This window comes from Corynebacterium sp. UMB8791 (genome assembly GCF_054166365.1).
On record NZ_JBSZCG010000083.1, the window covers coordinates 1 to 311 of the forward strand.

Sequence of the window (311 nt, forward strand, 5' to 3'; positions counted from 1 at the left end):
GTTTTATCGTATGCCATATTTGGCGACCAAGTCACAAAATATTTAACATCGCATATTGCATATGTTTTTGATAGTTCATTTAATTTTTCAGCAATATTATCAGTAAATTCAAACCATTCAATACTATATTGTTTATTCATTGTTTTTTTCTCCTCTTCTTTTATGCCAAGAATTTTCGAACATAGTTTCCAACCAGCTTTTCTATATTCATCCAAAAAATTTGATTTTCCTATTTCTTGTTTATCCATTACTTTCCACCTTCTAATACCTTAAATGTACTTTTACGCTCGTCTATTAACGCTTTATTTATC

At 28.3% G+C, this 311-nt stretch carries 1 protein-coding gene; it reads right to left on the reverse strand.

The features are described 5' to 3' along the window. Positions 1 to 248, reverse strand: a 248-nt coding sequence (locus ACXIUA_RS02380; protein WP_457976008.1) for a hypothetical protein, incomplete at its 3' end; no start/stop codon positions are given. Between the last annotated feature and the right edge of the window lie 63 nt (positions 249 to 311).